The 19,631-nt window shown below is 70.3% G+C and carries 17 protein-coding genes; 12 read left to right on the top strand and 5 right to left on the bottom strand.

Features of this window, described 5'->3' with window-relative positions:
• Positions 1–21 precede the first annotated feature (21 nt).
• Genes AC0VYP_RS14655 through AC0VYP_RS14645 form a run of 3 tightly spaced genes read left to right on the top strand, consistent with a single transcriptional unit; the run spans position 22 to position 4,499 of the window.
• Positions 22–1,395, top strand: a complete 1,374-nt coding sequence (locus AC0VYP_RS14655; protein ID WP_285756568.1) for an FAD-dependent oxidoreductase — start codon at positions 22–24, stop codon at positions 1,393–1,395.
• 45 nt (positions 1,396–1,440) lie between these two features.
• Positions 1,441–3,159 carry a dihydroxy-acid dehydratase domain-containing protein gene (locus AC0VYP_RS14650; RefSeq protein WP_475470215.1) on the top strand — a complete coding sequence of 573 codons (1,719 nt, stop codon included), beginning with the start codon at positions 1,441–1,443 and terminating at the stop codon, positions 3,157–3,159.
• Between the two features lie 14 nt (positions 3,160–3,173).
• The gene (locus tag AC0VYP_RS14645) at positions 3,174–4,499 is read left to right on the top strand and encodes an MFS transporter (protein WP_285756566.1); all 1,326 of its coding nucleotides are present in this window, start codon (positions 3,174–3,176) and stop codon (positions 4,497–4,499) included.
• A 101-nt stretch (positions 4,500–4,600) separates the two neighbouring features.
• Here the strand turns inward: AC0VYP_RS14645 and AC0VYP_RS14640 are convergent, their stop codons facing one another.
• Positions 4,601–5,278 (bottom strand): TetR/AcrR family transcriptional regulator, encoded by a 678-nt coding sequence (locus AC0VYP_RS14640; RefSeq protein ID WP_475470213.1) that lies wholly within the window; start codon positions 5,276–5,278, stop codon positions 4,601–4,603.
• 85 nt (positions 5,279–5,363) lie between these two features.
• Here AC0VYP_RS14640 and AC0VYP_RS14635 point away from each other — a divergent pair, with 85 nt between their 5' ends.
• The 9 genes from AC0VYP_RS14635 (at position 5,364) to AC0VYP_RS14595 (ending at position 15,853) form a co-directional block, all read left to right on the top strand.
• Positions 5,364–6,815, top strand: coding sequence for a carotenoid oxygenase family protein (locus AC0VYP_RS14635; protein ID WP_475470211.1), 1,452 nt, complete (start codon positions 5,364–5,366; stop codon positions 6,813–6,815).
• Positions 6,816–7,486: 671 nt separating this feature from the next.
• Positions 7,487–8,014 carry a lytic polysaccharide monooxygenase auxiliary activity family 9 protein gene (locus AC0VYP_RS14630; RefSeq protein WP_475470210.1) on the top strand — a complete coding sequence of 176 codons (528 nt, stop codon included), beginning with the start codon at positions 7,487–7,489 and terminating at the stop codon, positions 8,012–8,014.
• 534 nt (positions 8,015–8,548) lie between these two features.
• Positions 8,549–9,151 (top strand): hypothetical protein, encoded by a 603-nt coding sequence (locus AC0VYP_RS14625; RefSeq protein WP_475470208.1) that lies wholly within the window; start codon positions 8,549–8,551, stop codon positions 9,149–9,151.
• Positions 9,152–9,525: 374 nt separating this feature from the next.
• Entirely contained in the window at positions 9,526–10,089 is a 564-nt protein-coding gene (locus AC0VYP_RS14620; protein ID WP_475470207.1) for a sigma-70 family RNA polymerase sigma factor, read from the top strand.
• A 363-nt stretch (positions 10,090–10,452) separates the two neighbouring features.
• Entirely contained in the window at positions 10,453–11,463 is a 1,011-nt protein-coding gene (locus AC0VYP_RS14615) for an MsnO8 family LLM class oxidoreductase (RefSeq protein ID WP_285756560.1), read from the top strand.
• Between the two features lie 430 nt (positions 11,464–11,893).
• On the top strand, positions 11,894–12,397 hold the full coding sequence (locus AC0VYP_RS14610) for a hypothetical protein (RefSeq protein WP_475470206.1): 504 nt from the start codon (positions 11,894–11,896) through the stop codon (positions 12,395–12,397).
• Positions 12,398–12,948: 551 nt separating this feature from the next.
• A complete protein-coding gene (locus AC0VYP_RS14605; protein WP_432707426.1) occupies positions 12,949–14,055 on the top strand; it encodes a FecCD family ABC transporter permease in 1,107 nt (368 codons plus the stop codon).
• Positions 14,055–14,846, top strand: coding sequence for an ABC transporter ATP-binding protein (locus tag AC0VYP_RS14600; protein WP_475470205.1), 792 nt, complete (start codon positions 14,055–14,057; stop codon positions 14,844–14,846). Before AC0VYP_RS14605 ends, AC0VYP_RS14600 begins: the two co-directional genes overlap by 1 nt.
• On the top strand, positions 14,843–15,853 hold the full coding sequence (locus AC0VYP_RS14595) for an ABC transporter substrate-binding protein (RefSeq protein ID WP_475470203.1): 1,011 nt from the start codon (positions 14,843–14,845) through the stop codon (positions 15,851–15,853). Before AC0VYP_RS14600 ends, AC0VYP_RS14595 begins: the two co-directional genes overlap by 4 nt.
• A 99-nt stretch (positions 15,854–15,952) precedes the next feature.
• Here AC0VYP_RS14595 and AC0VYP_RS14590 read toward each other — a convergent pair whose 3' ends face one another.
• From AC0VYP_RS14590 to AC0VYP_RS14575, 4 genes are read right to left on the bottom strand one after another with little or no spacing between them, the layout of a single operon-like run.
• Positions 15,953–16,975, bottom strand: coding sequence for a pyridoxal-phosphate dependent enzyme (locus AC0VYP_RS14590; protein WP_475470201.1), 1,023 nt, complete (start codon positions 16,973–16,975; stop codon positions 15,953–15,955).
• Entirely contained in the window at positions 16,933–17,895 is a 963-nt protein-coding gene (locus AC0VYP_RS14585; protein ID WP_475470200.1) for a GHMP family kinase ATP-binding protein, read from the bottom strand. The genes AC0VYP_RS14590 and AC0VYP_RS14585 overlap by 43 nt, the downstream gene beginning before the upstream one ends.
• A complete protein-coding gene (locus AC0VYP_RS14580) occupies positions 17,892–18,689 on the bottom strand; it encodes a Rossmann-like domain-containing protein (protein WP_475470198.1) in 798 nt (265 codons plus the stop codon). The genes AC0VYP_RS14585 and AC0VYP_RS14580 overlap by 4 nt, the downstream gene beginning before the upstream one ends.
• On the bottom strand, positions 18,686–19,408 hold the full coding sequence (locus AC0VYP_RS14575; protein WP_285756553.1) for a class I SAM-dependent methyltransferase: 723 nt from the start codon (positions 19,406–19,408) through the stop codon (positions 18,686–18,688). Before AC0VYP_RS14575 ends, AC0VYP_RS14580 begins: the two co-directional genes overlap by 4 nt.
• Between the last annotated feature and the right edge of the window lie 223 nt (positions 19,409–19,631).

Below are 19,631 nucleotides of genomic sequence, written 5' to 3'. Positions count from 1 at the left end.
CTGTTGATGTACTAGTAATATATGAACCATACATCAGACGGGGAATTCCCTGGTTGGCGTATTGACGCCCGCGACGTGGACGCCTCCCGCCTGCCCGTGCTCGCCGAGGTGGACGCTGTCGTGGTCGGCGGTGGCGCGGCCGGCGTCGCCGCGGCAACCGTGATCGCCGAGGCAGGCCGTTCCGTGGTCCTCATCGAGAAATACGGTTTCTGCGGTGGGGCCGCGGTTGCCGGCCTCTCCGGCACCATCTGCGGCCTCTACTACACGACACAGGACCCCCGCACCCCCGAGCGTCTGGTGTTCGGATTCGCCGAGCGCTTCCGCGCGGCCCTGCTCGATCGCGGCGGCCTCACCGATGCCCAGCTCTACGGAAAGACCTGGACCGAGGCGCACGACCCCCTCATGTGGCGCGAGGCCGCCGACGGTTTCCTCGAGCAGGCGGGTGTCCGCATCCTGCTGCACACCGCGGTCGTCGCCCCTGTCCTGGAGGACGGCACCCATCGCGGAGTGGTGGTGGAGTCCAACGCCGGCCGCTCGGTCGTGCGGGCCGGGCGGGTCATCGACGCCTCGGGTGACGCGGCCGTGGTGGCACGTTCGGGCGGTGCCACCGCCTTCGGCGACAACGGGGCCATCCAGAATCCCACCATGTTCTTCCGGCTCGGCAACGTCGCCATGGACGCCTACGCCGCGTCCTATGGTGTGGACACCATCTGCTCGTCCGAGGTCAGCAAGGCCATCGAGGAGGCCCGTGCCTCAGGACTGGACCTGCCCCGGTCCAAGATCTGGATCTTTCGCACCCCCCGGCCCGCCGAACTGCTCGTAAACGCCACTCGGCTGGCCGGGCGCGACGGGCGAATGCTCAACGTCATCGACCCCGCCGACTTCACCGAGGCCGAGATCCAGGGCCGCCGGCAGGTGCGCGCCTACGCGCGCTTCCTGGCCGACACCGTCGCCGGGTGCGAGAACAGCCACGTCATCGACACCGGCGTGGAAGCGGGCATCCGCCAGACCCGCAGCATTCGGGGACTGGCGACCCTGACCAACGACGACGTCACCGCCTGCCGGAAGCGGCCCGACGGGATCGTCCGTTCGGCGTGGCCGATCGAACTGCACAGTGGGGACCGCCCGAAACTGCACTGGCTGTTCGACGACTACTACGAGGTGCCCTACCGCGCGCTGGTCCCCGAAACCGGCGAGGGCGTCATCGTGGCCGGTCGCTGCCTGAGCGCCGAGCACGAGGCCCTGGCCTCGGCCCGCGTCACCGCCCAGTGCTTCGAGTACGGCCACGCGGCGGCCACGGCGACTCTCATGTCGCTGGAGGAGGGCCTCGCCTACCGCGACATCGACGGCGCCGACGTCCGCGAGCGCATGCGCGCCGCCGGCAGCGCGCTCTGAACCCGTTCGATCCACCCCGCACGCTTGTTACAAGGAGCATCCGCAATGACCCGTGACCACAGCGACCCCCGCCCCCTCGTCAACGGCGACCGCGGCGAGCCCGGCCGGTTGCGCAGCCAGTTCGTCCCGGGTTCCACCCGGTGGGCTGTGCGCCGCGCCCAATGGACCGCAATGGGCCACGCCCTGGAGGACCAGGACCGGCCCAAGATCGCCATCGTCAACACCTCCTCGAAACTGTCGGTCTGCTTCTCCCACCTCGACGGCGTCGTCAACGTCGTCGCCGAGGCGATCTGGGAGGCCGGCGGCCTGCCCCTGGAGGTCCGCACGGTCGCGCCCAGCGACTTCGTCACGAGCGCGGGGCGCAAGGCCCGCTACCTGATGCCTACGCGTGACCTGATCGTCAACGACATCGAGGCGTCGGTGGAGGGCGCAGTCCTCGACGCGATGGTCTGCCTCTCCTCGTGCGACAAGACCACCCCCGCGCACCTCATGGCCTCTGCGCGCCTGGACATCCCCTCCATCCTGGTGATCGGGGGCTACCAGCAGGGCGGTACCTACGCCGGCTGCTCGGTGGACATCGACACGGTCTACGAGTCGGTGGGGGCCGTGAAGTCCGGCGAGATGACGGTCCGCCAGCTCGGTGAGCTCGCCGACTCCGCCATCACCGGCCCCGGGGTGTGCGCGGGTCTGGCCACGGCCAACACCATGCATGTGCTCGCCGAGGCCCTGGGCATGACCGTGCCCGGCTCCGCGCCCACCCGAGCCGATTCCATGCCGATGCGGGCCCGCGCCGCAGATGCCGGCCGACGCATCGTCGCGATGGTCAACGAGGGCCTGACCGCCCGGAAGGTCCTCACCCCCGCAGCCATCGAGAACGCCGTGGAGGTCGCACTTGCCCTGGGGGGCTCGGTCAACTGCATTCGCCATCTCGCGGCGGTGGCCAACGAGGCCGACCTCGACATGGACGTGGTGGCCACCTTCGAAGAGCGCGGGCGCGAGGCGGTCCAACTGGCGGCGATCCGCCCCAACGGGCCCCACCAGGTCTGGGACCTCGACCGGATCGGCGGGGTCCAGACAGTGCTACGGACCCTGTTGCCCCGGTTGAACGGCGACGCCCTGACTGTCTCCGGACGCACGGTCGCCGCCCTCGCGGCCGACGCCGACGACGCCGACGGAACGATCCTGCGCCGTCTCGACGACCCGGTCCGCGACGAGCCCGGTCTGCTGATCCTGCGCGGTTCCCTCGCCCCCGACGGCGCGATCGTCAAGGTCGCCGGTGCGGGCACGGCGCGCCGCCAGTTCTCCGGCCCGGCCCGGGTCTTCGCCGGCGAGGACGACGCCATCGCCGCGCTGGGCGAGAACGGCATCACCCCCGGCGACGTCATCGTGCTTCGAGGCATGGGGCCGCGGGGCGGCCCCGGTACCGTCTTCGCCGCAAGTTTCGTCGCCGCCCTCAACGGTGCCGGGCTCGGGGGAAAGGTCGCCGTGGTGACCGACGGCGAGCTCTCCGGCCTCAACCACGGACTCGTCGTCGGCCAGGTCATGCCCGAGGCCGCCGACGGCGGCCCGCTGGCCGGAATCCGCGAGAAGGACGTCATCTCCATCGATCTGGACGCCCGGCTGCTCGACGCCGACCCGGTCCGCGACGGCGCCCCCGTGCGATCCGGGCGTCCTGCCGACGAGCGCGGCTGGCTCGGCCAGTACGCCGCGCTCGTCGGCCCCGTCCAGCAGGGCGCGGTGCTGCGCCGCCCCTTCCACTCCTGAAAGAGAGAAAACCGATGGCTCAAGCCCCCGCTCGACCACAGAACCGTCGAGCAGCTGTCGCCGCACTCGTGGGTACCGTCCTGGAGTGGTACGACTTCATCATCTACGGCACCGCCGCCGCGATCATCCTCAACACCCTGTTCTTCCCCTCCGAGGATCCGCTGATCGGCACCCTCGCGGCATTCGCCACCTATGCCGTGGGTTTCCTGGCCCGGCCGCTGGGCGGACTGGTCCTCGGACGGCTGGGCGACCGCATCGGCCGCAAGGCCGTTCTGGTCCTCACCCTGTTCCTCATGGGTGGCGCGACCACCTGCATCGGACTGCTGCCCACCTACGCCACCATCGGAGTCGCGGCCCCGATCCTGCTCGTCGTGCTGCGCCTGGTGCAAGGCTTCGGTGCGGGAGGGGAGTACGCCGGCGCGGTCGTGCTGTCGGTCGAGCACGCCAACCCCAAGAGCAGGGGACTGGCCGGCTCCGCGGCGCCGCTCGGCTTCTCCCTGGGCACGCTGCTCGCCAACGGTGTGTTCGCCCTGTTCCTGCTGATGCCCACCGAGCAGTTCGAGGCATGGGGATGGCGGATTCCCTTCCTGCTCGGAGCAGGATGCGTCCTGGTCGGCTACCTGATCCGACGCAAGATCGAGGAGCCCGCGGCGTTCGAGAACGCAAAGGAGCAAGCCCGCACGAAGCAGACGGGGCTCTTCTCCGCGATCAGGCGCCACCCCCGCAGCTTCTTCATCGTGGTCGGCACCCGTATGGGGGAGAACGGCTTCGCCTACCTGCTGCCCGTCTTCGGCGTCGCCTACGTCGCCACGACGCTGGGCCTGGGGCAGCCGCTGGCGCTGTGGTCGGTCATGGCCGCCTCCGCGGTACAGGTGATCACCGTGCCGTTCTACGGCATGCTCTCGGACCGGATCGGTCGCAAGCCCGTCTATGCTCTCGGCACCGTCGTATCGATGCTCTGGCTGACTCCCTTCTTCCTGCTGGTGGGCACGGGGAGCACCACCGCTGTGGTGCTGGCCTTCATCGTCGGACTCGGCCTGGCCTACCCGGCAATGCTGTCCCCGCAGGCCGCCTGGTACGCCGAACTGTTCGACACCGAGTTCCGTCTCACCGGATTCGCGTTCTCCCGTGAGGTCGGATCGGTCCTGGCCGGCGGGCTGGCGCCCTTCATCGCTACCGCCCTCTTCGCGTGGTCGGGGCACTGGTGGCCGATCGTGGCCTACATGGCGTTGCTCTCGGCGATCACGCTGGTCGCACTCGCGCTGGGCCCGGAGACCGTCCATCGCGACATCGACGTCAGCAGCATCGACGAAGACCCGCAGGACGCGCTCCGTTCCTGACGGCTCTGCGTCAAGCGACGGCCGGTCGTCGCGCACGCCCCACCGGGCGGCCCCGGCGTCAACGCGCCGGGGCCGCCGCTGTCAGGGGGGGCCGGTCGCGGTCACGACATGCCGAGGCCGTCGCCGGTGATACGGCGCCACGTTTCCACGGCCGTCTTCCCCGAGTGTCCGGCCGCGTCGGGGGAGTCGCCCAACCCCACCACGAGCGTCGCCACGAAAGGGCCGAGGACGGTGGCGACTCCCTGCCCGCCGGGGCCGAAGTGGCCCGACAGCTCCAGTGTCACGTACCCGTGGAGTCCGCTCCACAGCTGTGCGGCCACCAACTCCGGTTCACTCGGGGCGAACCTCCCCGCCTCGATCGCGCGTGCGGCACTGTGCACGAGGCGCCCGAACGCTTCGTTCGGGGCGTCGGAGGCGTCGGTCACGGCGTACTCCGGTGCCTGCTGCCCGCCCGGTGTGAACAGGCCGAAGGTCACCCAGTACAGGTTGGGGTGCTCAACGGCGGTGTGCCGGTAGGCGTACCCCTGGGCGATGATGTCGGCCACCGGGTCGTCGGTGCGGGGGACCCGGTCCAGGTTGGCGGTGAGCCGGCGAAAGCCCTCGTGCGCGACCGCCTCGACGAGGGCGCCCATTCCCCCGAAATAGGTGTAGACGGCCATGGTCAACGCGCCGCTCTCGGCGGCGACCTTGCGGGCCTGCAGTGCTCCGGGGCCGCCGTCGGCGAGCAGCCGTATGGCGGCGGCGACGAGTCGGGCCCGGGTGTCGGTTTCGATGCTCACACTTGCCAGTATCGCATAACGCTGTTATTAATTAAGGGGATAACAGTGTTATAGATGCTGGGTCGGTCGAGTGAGGAGTCAGGGCATGGACAACGCGTTCCTACGGGACAATTTCGCGCCGGTGGACACGGAGCACACGATCACCGATCTGGCGGTCACCGGGGAGATCCCGGAGTTCCTGGACGGCCGGTACCTACGCAACGGGCCCAACCCGCTGTCGGAGGTCAACCCCGCCGCCTACCACTGGTTCATGGGCAATGGCATGGTCCACGGTGTCCGGCTGCGGGACGGTCGGGCCGAGTGGTACCGCAACAGGTGGATCCGCACACCCGATGTCGCCCGGGCTTTGGGCGAGCGGCCGCACGGGCGCACCCATCGGGCGGGCCTCGACCAGATCGGTGCCAACACCAACGTGATCGCGCACGCCGGTACCACGCTGGCGCTGGTCGAGGGGGGAGCGGCCAGCTATGAACTCACCGACGAACTCGACACCGTCGGCCCCTGCGACTTCGACGGCACTCTGCCCGGCGGATACACCGCCCACCCCAAGCGCGACCCCGCGACCGGTGAGCTCCACGCCGTCTCCTACTTCTTCGGAAGGGGCAACCGGGTGCGGTACTCGGTGATCGGGGCGGACGGGCGGGCCCGGCGTTCGGTCAACATCAAGGTGAACGGGTCGCCGATGATGCACGACTTCTCGCTGACCGAGAAACACGTGGTCTTCTACGACCTGCCCGTCACCTTCGACGTCAACCAGGCACTGCCCGCCACCGTCCCGCGCAATCTGCGCGCGCCGGTGAAGCTGGTGCTGTCCGCGCTGATCGGCCGGGTGCGCGTGCCCGACCCGGTGACCGCGCGGATGACGAGAGGCGGGGGCTCAGACCTCCGGCTCCCCTACGCGTGGGACCCGAAATACCCGGCCAGGATCGGGGTCATGCCCCGCTCCGGGACCTCGGCGGACGTGCGCTGGTTCGAGATCGAGCCTTGCTACGTCTTTCACCCGCTCAACGCCTACGACGAGGGCGACGGCGTCGTACTCGACGTCGTGCGACACCCCAAGATGTTCGCCACCGACTTCACCGGCCCCAACGAGGGGGGTCCGTCACTGCACCGCTGGACCGTCAACCTCGGTGTCGGAAGGGTTCGCGAGGAGCGACTCGACGACCGAGGCCAGGAGTTCCCCCGGGTCAACGAGCGCCTCGTCGGCAAGCGGCACCGCTACGGGTACGCGGTCGCCCTCGTCAACGGGAGCGGTGCCGAGTCCGCGGACGCGATCATCAAGCACGACTTCGTCCGGGGCACCGCACAGACCCGCTCGTTCGGCGCGGGCCGGCAGCCCGGCGAGTTCGTCTTCGCACCGTCGCACCCCGACGCCGCCGAGGACGAGGGGGTGCTGATGGGGTTCGTCTACGACGCGGCCACCCAGCGCAGCGACCTCACCCTGCTCGACGCCGCCACCCTGGAGACCGTCGGCGCGGTTCATCTGCCCGACCGCGTTCCCTCGGGTTTCCACGGAAACTGGGCGCCGACCCGCTGAGCGGCACGGTCCTCGCGTGTCGGGGCCTTCGACGGGCCCGTGTGGGAGAGAGTGCGGTCCGGGGCGTCTGCGCTGCGTAGCGACCGGGCCCCACGACAAGTGTGGCCAAGAGGTAAGAGGGGTCTTGCTTTTTGTGCAATGCACAATTTGCGGCTGATTTTATTGCGCACCGACCAGTTGGACCAGGTGGCCGCCGGTGCGGCTGGAATTGCAGGTCCGGAGTCATCCCGGATTTCCCGTGCGGCAATACCAGGCGGGTTGGCGGCCGTTGTGCTGGGTCGGAGGCATGATTCCCGCCCCGGGGCCAGCGGTGAGTACGAAACGTAATCGACCCTTGACGGGGAGTTTGTGTCGAATTACGGTCGTGGCCAATCGGTGGAAGCCGATACCGGGCGGTCCGGCCTACCAATCACCGGCGCCGAACGGTCAACGGTACCCACCGTTGCGGGAAACGAGCCGACCGCCTGTTCGCGCAGCGCACGACCCCCAAGAAAATGGACTCCATTCGACCCGCGAACATCGCCGCCCCGACGCGGCGCGCCGGTCCGGTCCGGTTCCCGTAGGGGACCCAGCACGGTTCCCGTCACCCCGCTAACGCGTTCTCTCCTGATAGTCGGAGGGCTTCACCGCCCAGCGGGAGAAAGCGTGATCCTTTCCGAGAAAGGCGTGACATGGACCTGAAGAAGAAATTCCTCTCCGCTGCCGCCGTCGCCGCGGTCACCCCGTTCGTCTTCGCGATCCTGCCCGCCGGGACGGCCAACGCCCACGGTTACGTGTCGGCACCGGCCAGCCGCCAGGCCCAGTGCGCGGCCGGCACGGTCTCCTGCGGTGCCATCCAGTGGGAGCCGCAGAGCGTCGAGGGCCCCAAGGGACTGACCGGTTGCCACGGCGGCAACAGCCAGTTCGCCGAGCTCAACGACGACTCCAAGGGGTGGCAGGTCACCCCGGTGGGCACCTCGGTCAACTTCACCTGGACGATCACCGCCCGGCACTCCACCAGCACCTGGGAGTACTACGCCAACGGGCAGCGGCTCGCGGTCTTCAACGACAACGGCGCCCAGCCGCCGGCATCGCTGACGCACAACGTCAACCTCAGCGGTCTCAGCGGGCAACAGAAGCTCCTGGCGGTCTGGAACGTCGCCGACACCGACAACGCGTTCTACGCCTGCATCGACGTCAACGTCGGCGCCGCCCAGTAGCGCGACGCCCTCCCCGTGCCGCGTGCCCTCCCGGCACACGGCACGGGGACGGCCTCGGTCGATGGGAGCCGGCACGAGGCGGCCTCCGTTGCAGCAGTCCCCGGCGAGCGGTACCGTTCTCGGCCCCGCCACGCGGCCCATGAAAACGATGGGGGCACTGGTCTCCGGGAGTTCGGCGTCCGGGACGACACCAGAGACGAACCGACCCCGAAATCCCTTCGCCCCTCGGTACCGGGGCACGATCGGCCACCGTGAACCCGCCGGTGGCACCTACGGTGCCGTGCACCGACCGGTACTCGGCGACGGCAGTGGCGCACTCCCCGGACTTATGTCGCTGCCCTGTTCGCCCCGGGGCTTCTGCCGCAGAAGGAACCGTCCGATCCCCTGACCGACCCATGCGTCCCACGGGCATCGTAGGCCGCCCTCGCGCCGTCGGCCGTGTCCCTGGTCGGGCCCGTTGTCCTGGTTCCCGCGCCTCCACTGCGCGGGCCCCGGATTTCGCCGTCGGGGCGGTGGTGCGACCATGGGGCTGCCATGTCCGTCGAGCCGCAGCTGAGATCCGTGCGCGCCGGGGTGTTCACCTCGGTGTGCGTCGGCGTGTCCGCCGGCGGGCACGCGATGACATCGGCGCACGAGCTGCCCGTCGCCGGGCCGCTCGTGGGCGGCCTCCTGGTGTTCGCGTTCGCCTGGGCGGCCGCAGGGCGGGAACGGGGATTCGCCACGATCCTGGGCTGGATGCTCTGGGGGCAGCTCGCCCTGCACCTCGTCTTCAGCTTCGTCCAGGGCGCAGGCTCCTCCTACGGCGCCCCTATGCACGGGATGGCCGCAGGCCTGCCGGCCGCCGTGGCGGACGACCCGGCCGACCACGGTTCCGGCCTGGCCATGATCGCGGCCCACATCGTCGCGGCACTGGTGAGCGCGTGGTGGCTGCGCCGAGGCGAGGCCGCGCTTTTCGCGCTGCTGCGGCTGGTCGCGGCGCTCCTGCTGCCTGTTCTGCTGCTCCTGGTCCCCGCCCCCGGCCCGATCTCCGGTCCGATCCTTTGGCGCAGGGCGAAGCGGTGCGGCCGCGATCGCACCGTGCTGTTCCTGCGCCACGTCGTTGTGCTGCGCGGTCCTCCCGTGCCCCTCGCCGCCTGACCTCTCCCCGTCCCCGCCCTCAAGAGGCGCGGCCGGGACGTCTTCTCGCGTCCCGTACGGCAGGGGGGCGGCGGCTCCCGGTCCCCATCTTCCCGGTGCGCCCGACGCCTTCCGGCCCTCCGCGCGCCCCGGGACCCACCTGCCCGTCCGCGACTCGGCCCGCCCGAGACGAGGGCGGGGCGCCGCCGCCTGCCCCCGACCGTCCGAGCCGTGGGGCCGCTCCGGCGCGACCAGCACAGAGAGCCCAACGATGGTTCCGTTCGACTGCCGCCTGCCCGCAGGCCCGGCCGTGCGCGTGGGTGCAGCCCCCGTACCGCCGAAACCCTCTCCCGGACCGTGTTCGCCCGGCCGCACCGCACCCGGGCGGGTCCGCCATGGATGACGCCGAACTGACCGACCTGGCCATGGCCGCCCGAGACGGCGCCGAGGACGCGCTGGAGCGACTGGTCGCGGAGACGCGCGCCGACGTCACCAGGTTCATCGCCCGCATGGCCGACCCACTATGGGTGGAGGAGCTCACCCAGGAGACCTTCATCCGGGTCCTGCGCGGACTCCCGCGCTTCGCCGGGCGCTCCTCGGCGCGTTCGTGGTTGTTGGCCATCGCCCGCTACACAGTGGTGGACCGCTACCGTTCGGCTGCCGCACGCCCCCGTACCCGGGGCGTCGAGGAATGGGACGGGCTCCAGCACCGTCTGCCCGGATACGCTGCCCGCTTCGACGAACAGTTCGCGCTGGCGGACCTGTTGAGCGGTCTCGGCGAGCAGCGACGCCGGGCGTTCGTCCTCACCCAGTTGGAGGGGTTCTCCTACGCGGAGGCGGCGCGCATGGCCGGGGTACCAGTGGGGACCGTGCGTTCTCGGGTCGCCAGGGCCAGGGAAGACCTGATCCGGGCGCTGCGAGCCGCCGACGCCCAAGGATCCGTCGCCGCGGTCCGCTGACCGTTCCCGTCCCTCGGCCCTCAGCGGGCAGAGGGACGGGGCACTGGTACCCGCGGATCTCCCGGAACACCCGATCGAGGGAGGTCGCGCGGGCATCGAAGGTCCGGCCGCCGCTCAGCTCGGCGAGGTCCGCCGGCGCGGTCGGGTCCGCCTCCCCGAACAGGACGGTGGACGCCGGTACGCCGCGAAGCCTCTCGGGAAGTTCGGCGTGCACGCGATCGCGGAACTCCGTGCAGCTCAGACCGTGGTTCACCTCCCCGTCGGTGAGGAGCACGACGGAGGTCAGGGTGGTCCCGCCGTCGTCGAGGCGACAAAAGCTTTCGGGGCAGGAACCGCACGGCCTCGGGCGGTGTTGACGCATGTGTGACTTCCGTACCGAACACGCCTCGCCTCTCGATCCTGGACCGCTCGCGGATCAGCGAGGGCCGCGACTCGACGGACGCGCTGCGCGCGACCGTCGAGTCTGCCCGACAGGCCGAAGCGCTCGGCTACCACCGCTTCTGGGTCGCCGAGCACCACAGCGTCCCCGGTATCGCCGGCTCGGCTCCCACGGTCCTGGCCGCAGCGCTGGCCTCGGCCACCACGCGGATTCGTATCGGCACCGGCGGTGTGATGCTCCCCAACCACCGGCCCCTCGTGGTCGCCGAGCAGTTCGGGGTCCTGGAGTCGTTGTTTCCGGGGCGGATCGACATGGGGGTGGGGCGCTCGGTCGCCTTCACCGGAGGGATTCGCAGGGCGCTCGGCACGGCCGACGACGCGGCCGACGGTTTCCCCGGCCAGTTGGCCGAACTGCTCGGCTACTTCACGGGAACGCAGCACACCTATCCCGGGGTCCGCGCCCACCCCGGCCAGGGGCTCGACATACCGGCCTTCGTCCTGGCCACCGGGGCGGGGGCCGAGACGGCCGCTTCTCTCGGCCTGCCCCTGGTGATCGCGGCCGTCAACGGGGAGCCGCAGATGCGACGGTGGATCGAGCGCTACCGGGACCGTTTCCGTCCCTCGGCCCGGGCACCGCACCCCTATGTCGTCGTCTCCACCGACGTCGCGGTCGCCGACACCGCCGAGGAGGCCCGGCGACTGCTCATGCCGGAGGCGTGGTCGATCACGCACGCCCGCACCAGGGGCGTCTTCCCGCCCTCGCCGACGGTCGAGGACGTGCTCGCGTCAACGATGACGGCCAAACAACGGGAGCTGTTCGAGGCCGCACTGGACAATGGGATCGCCGGGGACGAGGAGGAGGCCGCGGCGGCTCTCAGCGGTTTGGTCGCCCGTACAGGCGCCGACGAAGTGCTGGTCACCACGAGCACGCACGATCCCGGCCGGCTCCGCGAGGTCTACGCCAGGCTCGCGCGGGCCGCCGGGATCGCCGAATGATCTGCGCCTTTTCCAGGCATGTCCGTCCCCTTTCCTTCCTGCCCGCCGAATGAATTCAACTGTTTCCAGGAATTATTTCGGTGGTTACGTGGGACGATGTTCCCGGTTGAAGCAGCCCGGTCCTGTCGATGGCCGTTCACGGTGGATCAATTATCGACGCGAGTGGTATCGGTGACTGCAGAGGCGGGTGTGGCATCGGTTTTATAGTCACTTATCCGGCCGTGGGGTCGAGTCTTCTGCTCGTGAAAATCTTCATATAAGCAGCTCGCTGGCTTGTTCTAGGCAAGGGAATCGGTTGTGGAAAAACCGTGACCACAATCGGTCCGCATGGAATTCTTCTTCCGGATGATTTTTCTGTTAGTCAGTAGGGTGACCCAGGAGCGGTTTACTCCGTGCATTGTGCGAATTCGACGAGAGAAGGCGTGGTTTTGTGAGACGTGTTGTATTTCGCTCGACTGTTCTTGCCGTGGCGATCGCCCTGCCCCTGTCCGCCCTGCCCGCTGTCGCAGGGCACGCGACTGGCCATCCCGACGGTCCCTTCGCCTTCGGCGACAGCGCCGTGATCGCCTTCCCCTTCGGGGCCTATCCCGCCGAGTACGACTGGGACGACATGCGCGACGTCGCCTTCACCGTCAACGGTGTCCAGCGCACCGCGACCGGAGAGGTCCGCTACGAGCTCCTCATCACGACCCCCGAACTCGGGCGGGTCTTCGGCGTGAGTGCACTTGCCCCCCAGTGTTTCGCCGACGGCGCCGCTTCCGACCAGCCGACGCCGCTGCCCGGCACTACCGAACTGGAGGAGGGGGCCCACCTCTACGAACTCCAGTGCGCCGTCCCTGAGGGCGCCGACGTGCTGGAGGTTCGTTTCACCCAGCGTGACGCCGAGGGCGACGACCTCTCCATCGTGTTCGCCGGCGTCCCGGCCGGAGCGTAACCACCCGAGCCCAGGTTCGGTGATCCGGCAGCGCCCGCCCGCCTCGACCGGGGCGGGCGTAGCCGTGTCGGCGCCCGGGTGAGGGGGGTGCAGGGGCGTGCGGGGTGCGCGTGATCCGCGGGGCCGGGGTTCGGAGCGGCCTTCTCGGTTCACGTGTCCAAGGCGTGATGGTGCTTTGCGGTCGGCGTGAAAGCCCTCGAACGGCAGGTTGACAGCCTTCCGGGGCGCGGGTATGCGCGGTGTGTTCCCTGGGTTTTCCCGGTGCGGTGCCCCGCTCCGCAGGTCGCAGTGGCGCAGTGGCGCAGTGGCGCAGGCCGCTTCTCTCCCTTTCTGCCGTCGGACACTTTCCCTACGTTCGGTGATCCCGCGCACACGGAAACGGGTATTTCCCTTCGGGGTGCCGTGGTCGTGGCGGGGGTCTGAGAGGTCTGAGGGGTCTGTCGGGTGGCGGCGCGGTCATTCCAGGGTTCGGCGATCTGGAAGAAGGGGGATATATTGATAACGATAGTCGTTTTCATAAAGAATCGGAGGGCCGACCCGTGCGGCAGGTGATCCCCCCACCCGGCGAGTTCCGAGCCGACCCCGCGGAGCCCCCGTTACAGTCGAGACCCCGGTGGCCCACCACACCCCTGGGTACCGCGACGACAGCCGTCGTCCTCGCCGCAGTCCTGGTCGTGTCGGCCGTGCTGGCCATCGGACTGGGCACGGCGGTCATCGGCCCCCACGAGACGGTGCGCTACCTCTGGGCGGCGATCGGCGGCGGCACGATCGGGGCCGACGAAGTCACCCGCTACCAGATCATCTGGCAGATCCGCACGCCCCGCGTGCTGCTGGCGGCCGTGGTCGGCGCAGGCCTGGGCGTCGTGGGCGTGGCCATCCAGGCGATGGTGCGCAACGCACTGGCCGACCCCTTCATCCTGGGCGTCTCCTCGGGTGCCTCGGTCGGAGCGGTCGCCGTGGGTGTTCTCGGCGCGCTCACGGTGTTCGGGGTCTACGCCGTATCCGCCGGTGCTTTCCTGGGCGCGCTGGGGGCCACCCTGCTGGTGTACCTGATCGCCTACTCCCGGGTCGGGGTGACCCCACTGCGGCTGGTGCTCACCGGCGTGGCGTTGTCGTTCGGATTCCAGGCGATCATGAGCGTCGTCGTCTACCTCGTTCCGGGAAACGAGGCCACCAGCACCGTGCTCTTCTGGACGATGGGCAGCTTCGGCGCGGCCACCTGGGGCTCCCTGCCGGTGGTCGCGCTCGTGGTCCTCGCCGGCATCGTGGCCCTGCGGTGCTTCGCCAGGTCGCTGGACGTCATGGCGCTGGGCGACGAGACCGCCGCGAGCCTCGGTGTGGACAGCGACCGCCTGCGCAGGGGCCTCTTCGTCCTGACCGCCGTCATGACCGGCGCCATGGTGGCCGTCAGCGGAGCGATCGGCTTCGTGGGCCTCGTCATCCCCCACATCGTGCGCATCGTCGTTGGCGCGGACCACCGGCGGGTACTCACGATCGCCCCCCTGGTGGGAGCGGTCTTCATGGTGTGGGTTGACCTCGCCTCCCGGGTGCTCATGGCCCCCCGTGAACTTCCCCTCGGCGTCATCACCGCTCTCATCGGAGTGCCGGTGTTCATCACGCTGATGCGCCGCAGGGGCTACCTTTTTGGAGGCCGGTAGTGGACCTGCGCATCGACGGACTCTGCGTCACCCTCAACGGCCAGGAGATCGTCCGGAGGCTCTCCCTGGACGTGGCAAACGGACACGTCGTCGGCCTGGTGGGCCCCAACGGATCGGGAAAGTCCACCGCCCTGCGCTGCGTGTACCGGGCGCTGCGGCCCAGCTCCGGCACCGTGTGGCTGGGCGGAGGAGACCTCTTCGCCCTGAGCCTGCGCGAGAGCGCCCGAACGGTTGCGGCGCTCACCCAGGAGAGCGGCAGCGATCTCGACTTCACCGTCGAAGAGGTCGTCGCCCTCGGCAGGACACCGCACCTGCGCGGCAACCAGCCCCTCAGCGCACGGGAACGCGACCTGTGCCGGCACGCCATGGAGCGGCTGGACGTGGCCCACCTGGCGCGTCGCGGTGTCCTGGAACTCTCCGGCGGCGAGCGCCAGCGCGTCCTCGTGGCCCGCGCACTCGTCCAGGAACCCCGGGTGCTGGTGCTCGACGAGCCCACCAACCACCTCGACGTCCGCCACCAGATCGAACTGCTGTCGCTGCTGCGCGGCGCCGGGACCACCGTCCTGGTCGTCCTGCACGACCTCAACCTGGCCTCCGCGGCCTGCGACCGCATCGGTGTGCTGTCCGAGGGGGCCCTGGTCGCCGCGGGCACCCCCGCCGAGGTCCTGACGCCCCCGTTGATCAAGGAGGTCTTCGGCGTCAACGCCGCGGTCGTCCCCCACCCCCTGACCGGCGACCCCCAACTGCTGTACACCCTGCTTTCCCCCGCCCCCGAGAGAGGACGCCGATGACCATCCGAGCCCAACGAGGACCCCGAGCCGCCGGAAGGCTGCTCGCCTGCGCCACCGCCGCGACCCTGCTCGCCACCGGCTGCGGAGCGACCGTCGAGGACGGGGGAGAAGCAGACACCGTCACCGTGCGACGCTGCGGTGAGGAGGTCGAGTACACGACGCCCGAGCGCGCGGTCGTCTACGAGGGCGGGAGCGCCGACAAGCTCTTCTCTCTCGGCCTGGCGGACCACGTACACGGCTATGTGCTGCCCCCGGCCAACCCGCCGGTGTCGGAGTCCCCCTGGGCCGCCGACTACGAGAAGGTGGAGTTCCTCAGCGACGACCTGCTCAACCGCGAACTCGTCGTGGACGCCGAAGCCGACCTCGTCGTCGCCGGGTGGAACTCGGGCTTCAGCGACCAGCGCGGCATCACGCCCGAGATCCTGGACGGCCTGGGCATCCAGAGCTTCATGCACACCGAGTCCTGCTACAACTACCCCGGCCATCCCGAACGGGTCGCACCGTTGGACGCCCTCTACGCCGACCTCGAACGGCTGGGACTGATCTTCGGCGTCCAGGACCGGGCCGAGCAGGTCGTCACCGATCTCCAGGAGCGCGTCAACACGGTCCTCGCGGGAGTCCCCGAAGGGGAGCCGGTCCGGGTCTTCCTCTACGACTCCGGGACCGACCAGCCGTTCACGGCGGGCAGCCAGGTCCCGCCCAACGACATCATCCGCCTCGCGGGCGGCGAGAACATCTTCGGTGACCTCGAACAGCGGTGGGCCCAGGTCGGCTGGGAGTCAGTGGTCGAGGCGGAACCCGAGGTCGTCATCATCCTCGACTACGGTGACCAGCCCGCCGAGGACAAGATCGACTTCCTCAAGTCCTCGCCGGTCACCGCGGAACTGCCCGCCGTGGTCAACGACAACTTCTTCGTCCTCGACTACAACGAGGGCATCTCCAGCCCCCGCAACGTCAACGGCCTGGAGAAGTTCGCCGACTACCTCGCCGCGTTGCGGAACGGCTGAGCCGAACGCGCCGGGGGCGGTGGCGGCGGAGGGCATCCGCGGCCACCGCCCCCGCCCGTCACGGTGCGGCGGTCCTTCCACCGGCGCCTCGGCGCGGACTCACCCGGCCCCCTCGTGCACGGCGCGCGGGGGAGCCCCGCCCCGTCGCCATTCCATCCGCGACCACGGCATGGCCAACTCCGACAGCGCGCCGACCTCCAACGGCGCCAGGTCCTCCACCGCGGGCGCCTCCGCGTGCCGGGCGAAGACGGAGTTGACGTAGCGGTGCCCGGAGTCCGCCGCCACGAACACCACCTGCCGCTCCGGTGCCCTGGCGTGCTCCCACCGGGCGGCGAGGTAGGCGGCGCCGGTCGAGAGGCCGGCGAAGACCGCGTGCCGGCGCAGCAGGTCCACGCTCCCGGCCAGCGCCGCCTCGAACCCCGTCCAGTGCACCGTGTCGTAGAGCGAGTGGTTGACATTGCCGAAGGGGATCGAACTGCCGATGCCGGCGATGATGATCTCCGGGTCGACGACCCCCTCGCTGCCGAAGGTGACGCTGCCGAAAGGCTGCACCCCGACGAGCGCGGTCGTGGGGGAGTACTCCCGCAGGAACGTGGCCAGCGCTCCCGTCGAGGCGCCCGACCCGACCCCGCCCACCAGGGTGAGGTCGCCCGGGCCCACTTCCTTGGCGATCAGGTCGGCGACCGCGCGGTAGCCCAGGTAGTGGATGGAGTCGTGGTACTGGCGCATCCAGTGGTACCCGGGATTGGCGTGCAGGACCTCCTTGACGCGCCGGACCCGGCGGCTCTGGTCGAGCTTGAGGTCCGCGCACGGTTCCATCTGCTCCAGGGTCGCACCCAGCACGGCGAGCTGTACACGCAGCGTGCGGTCGATGGTCGTGGAACCGACGATGTGGCAGCGCAGGCCGAACCGGTGGCAGGCCAGCGCGAGGCCGTAGGCGTAGATACCGCTGGAGCTGTCCAACAGGGTGTCGCCCGGGCGGACGGCGCCGGTTCGAAGCAGGTGGCGTACCGCCGCCAGCGCGGACACCACCTTCATCGTTTCGAAGCGCAGGCACACGAGCCCGTCGTCGAGGGTGACTAGATCCGGTCTGCCGATCGTCTCGGAAATGTGGTCGTCCATGATCGTGCTCCGTTGTTCCAGGGGGGAGTACGGAAGATACGGGTAGCGGTGAGTCCATGGTCGCGAAGGCGGGTGCCGCAGGAACGCAGCCGGGCGTCGAGGTCGGGGACGCCCGCGTCGAAAAGGAGGCCGGCGACGTTGCCGCTGTGGGCGACCTGCACACCCACGGCACCGCAGCGCCGGGCGACGTCCTGCAGGGTCGCGAACTCGGCCTTGGGCAGGACGCGCTGGTTGAGCCGGGCGCTCTCGGTGCTCACCCTGCCCACCCCAGCGGAGTCGCCGTCGGTGATGGCCGCGCGCAGCGCCGCGCGCAGCAACTCGTAGTCGGCCACGTCGCCCTCGACGGCGCCGCCGGGCAGGTCGAGGGTGCTGACCGGTTGCCCGCCGCCGGTCAGGCAGCCCACCACCGCCATTGCCGGCAGCACCGGGCCGAAGTCCTCCAGGACGCGTCCCTCCCGTTGGGCGAACAGCACCGGCCGGTCCCCGAGCATGATCGGGTCGCTGGCCCGTTCGGCGCGCACCGCCAGACGGGCGACGACCCCGGGCGAGGGCCGCGCACCGAAGCTCGCCGCGACCGCGCGGATCGAGGCGATGACGTCACTGGTGGAGGACCCCATCCCCAGGCCGGGGGCGGCCCCGCCACCGACCCGGAGCCGCCCGCCGCACGCCGGGCGCCCGGCCAGGCGCGCGCACTCGGCGACCGCCAGGGCCGCCGCGCGCGCGGCCTTGGTGCGTCCGGGGGTGTCCAGCACGATGTGCTCGCCCGGGGTCCCGGGCAGCGGGGTGAACACCGCCCGGGCGACCGGGGAGGACATCGGCAGGGTGACGAGGCCCCGGCAGGGGCGTCCCCCCTCGCCGGAGAAGACGCCCTGCAGGATCTCGCCGTGATGGCACCCGGCCAGGCCCGTCCCGGTGATCACGCCTCACTCGTGACGCGGTACCGGTAGAGCACGGTCGGGTCGGCACTGAACTGGGAGAACGGGAACGGTTCGGCCGACACTGCGGTCACCCCGGACCCGAGGAGGGCCCGGGCCACGGCACTGCCGCTCTGGGCGTAGACCACCAAGGGGATCCCTCGCTCCCGGCAGCGGCGCAGGATCTCGCCGAACGTCCCGTTGCCGATGGTCATCCCGGTCGCGACGACGGCGTCGGCCGTGTCGAGCACTTCGGCCATCGCGTCGGTCACCGGGTCGCCCCACTGGGTGGCGCGCAGGTTGAAGTCGCAGGGCAGGCACTCCCCGCCGCGCTCGCGGATGGCCGCGACCAGTGGGTTGACCACTCCGATGAGCCCCACCTTCCTGCCCTCCGGGGCGGGAAGGAGGCCGGCGATGGCCGCGTCGCGGGCCCGAGCGCGCTCCTCCGGTGTCCCGTGCGGCAGGGGCATCGCTTCCGCCGAGGGGTCGTCGCGGTGTGGACGGGCGTGGGCCAGGTAGGCGTCGAGGGCTGCCGTGCGCAGGGGAAGCGGGCGGTCCTCGCCCAGCAGGGCGGACAGGGGCAGGCCGGACGCCTCCCGGCAGATCGTGGGGGTGAGCTCGCCCGGCTCGAAGGCGCACGCGCCGAACACCCGCCCGACCCGGACCACGACGTACTGGTTGAGGTAGGTGGTGTCCCCGCCGGCGAGCCGGGTGCCGTGGTGCAGCCAGAACACGCTGGTGGCCACGAGCGGGGCGGGGTCGTCGAGCGCTCCGCGGAACAGGTCGTCGAGGGTGGTCACGCGTGGCCTCCCCGCTGCAGGCGGAACAGGTAGGTCAGGACCCCGTCGCCCCAGTCGTGCCGGTGGTGGATGTCGGCGGTGAAGCCGGTGTCGAGGGCGTGGCCGATGATGCGCCGCAGTTCGGCGGTGTTGGATGCGATGAGGAAGACCTCGCCGCCGGGCGCCAGCAGGTCGCGCGCGGCGATCTGGGTGAAGAACGCCTCGGTGACCGGTGCGCCCGCGCACACGTTGCGCACGATGTCGGGGTCGTCGCTGACGGGCTGGCTGACGGCCGGCGGGTTGAAGGTGATGACGTCGAGTTGGACACCTGCGGGAAAGCCGTCGAAGACGTCGGCCACGACCGGGACGAACGCGGTTTTGGCCGGCTCGCCCACGAGGCGCGCGTAGTTGTCGGCGGCGGCCGCGACGCTGTCGGGGTGGACGTCGATCGCGTAGACCTCCCGGGCGCCCCGGAGCCCGGCCACGACCGTCTCCACCCCCAGACCCACACCCATGGCGGCGTAGCGCCGGCCGCGCACGTCGATGTCGTCGTCGAGGATCCGCTGGTGGATCATCCGGCTGGTGGCGCCGGGCAGGAAGACACCCGGAGGGACGTCGAAATCCCAGCCGTTCCAGGCGTAGGAGCGGTGCGTGCCGAGGTCGGCCTTGGGTTTGTTCAGCGCGACGACCTGTGCGGCGGGAAGCGGGAGCGGGAGCTGGGCGACCAGGGAGTGGTCCACGCGGGTCCTTTCGAATGGGGGCTGTCTGCGTATCCGGCTCGGCCCTTGCGGAGGGCCCCGGCAGCGGGCCGTCCCCCGGCCGGTTCCTGCGGGCATGTGCGTCCCCTCACTCCTGGCACCCGCCGGTGGTCGGCGGGTGGTGCTGTCAATGTCGGTTTTACCAGCGGCCACTATAGTGTGAATGAAAATCATTGTCACCCATTGTTGACAGTGCGCCGCAGTT

It is taken from the genome of Nocardiopsis sp. iso_186, from assembly GCF_056173365.1.
This window is presented reverse-complemented; position numbering and strand designations above follow the sequence as displayed.